The following is a 1,067-nucleotide window of genomic DNA, read 5'->3' as shown; positions in this document are numbered from 1 at the left end:
GCTGACGAACAACTCTCGTTCATGATACATCAGGGAGTTCATGATTAATGACTGAAGGGTAACAAAACCCTCGCTGCTGCTTGTGTAATTCGAAATAATTTCCGAAATTTGCGAATGTGTAAGTTTCATTTTTTCCTTTTTTATAGTTTTCAAATACAAAGATAAGAAAAAAGGAGCTTACACACTTTTATAGGACAGTACCGGGCTGTATGGTTCATCGCAGAGTTTTGCCTCCTCCATCTCGTCGTTTGCCTGCTGTATTGCATCCCAGCGGTGCTTGATACGCAATTCCTATACGGCGTCGCATGCTAACTTTTGTACATGAAACCTATCGATTACACGCTTGGCATTGGGAAACGACCTTCTGACTATTTTGCGCATAGAGTCGGACAGATCCAGAGTGACTTCCTCAACAGAGGAGCGTTTCTCCTCATCAATCCTATCCAGTACTGCTATGACATCTTCTGACTTTGTACCTGCAATTACTGCCACGAGACTTCTTTCCCGTGTCCTTGCTGCACGGTTGGTCACGAAAGTGTACAGTTCGCCGTTAGACAGTGAAGTTTCATCAATAGCCAAAGAGGATCCGATGTTGTCAGGAAAGAGAAGCCACTCGTCGGCATGTTCTGCCTGGTCCCATTGACGGAAGCCGCTCAGAACTTCCTTGTATTGTTTCTCAAATGTATGTCCGTCAATATGATAGAAATCCTCAAGCGTAAGGCAGGTCACGGGGGATGTCTCCATACGTTTCTTTTAAAAAAGCTCCAAATTCCTTGGAGTAACGAGTGCCCTGAGCTACCATGTCTAAAGCGATGGGAAGCGTAAAGCTCTTGCCTGTGCGCAAGTCCGTCCATCGTCTGCGACGAATTTTCAATATAACCTTATGGTCTCGGATCGGAAAGTCAGTTATATTAACAGCTTCCATGAACCCTTTGGACTCGAAGTTGGCATCATCCGCCAAAGTCTTGTCCATACGTTCGTCAAGACTAATATGAAACTCTGATCCGACCTCACGGACAGAAACGATAGTAAAAAACTCTAATATTTGAGTGGGCAACACAAGAGCT

General features: G+C 44.5%; 1 protein-coding gene and 2 pseudogenes. All 3 read right to left on the bottom strand.

Annotated features, from left to right (window positions below; translation table 11 throughout):
• Positions 1-129: pseudogene (locus tag E0E16_RS14335) on the bottom strand (IS256 family transposase); the annotation flags it as partial.
• A 72-nt stretch (positions 130-201) separates the two neighbouring features.
• Positions 202-744: pseudogene (locus E0E16_RS07680) on the bottom strand (ISAon1 family transposase); the annotation flags it as partial.
• The gene (locus E0E16_RS07675) at positions 710-1,060 is read right to left on the bottom strand and encodes an ISAon1 family transposase N-terminal region protein (protein ID WP_130829841.1); all 351 of its coding nucleotides are present in this window, start codon (positions 1,058-1,060) and stop codon (positions 710-712) included. The gene E0E16_RS07675 and the pseudogene E0E16_RS07680, both read right to left, overlap by 35 nt.
• Between the last annotated feature and the right edge of the window lie 7 nt (positions 1,061-1,067).

Origin of the sequence: Prevotella rectalis (genome assembly GCF_900607215.1) — a bacterium.
GTDB lineage: Bacteria > Bacteroidota > Bacteroidia > Bacteroidales > Bacteroidaceae > Prevotella > Prevotella brunnea.
The sequence above is the reverse complement of the archived record's forward strand: the minus strand, read 5'-3'. Positions and strand labels throughout refer to the sequence as shown.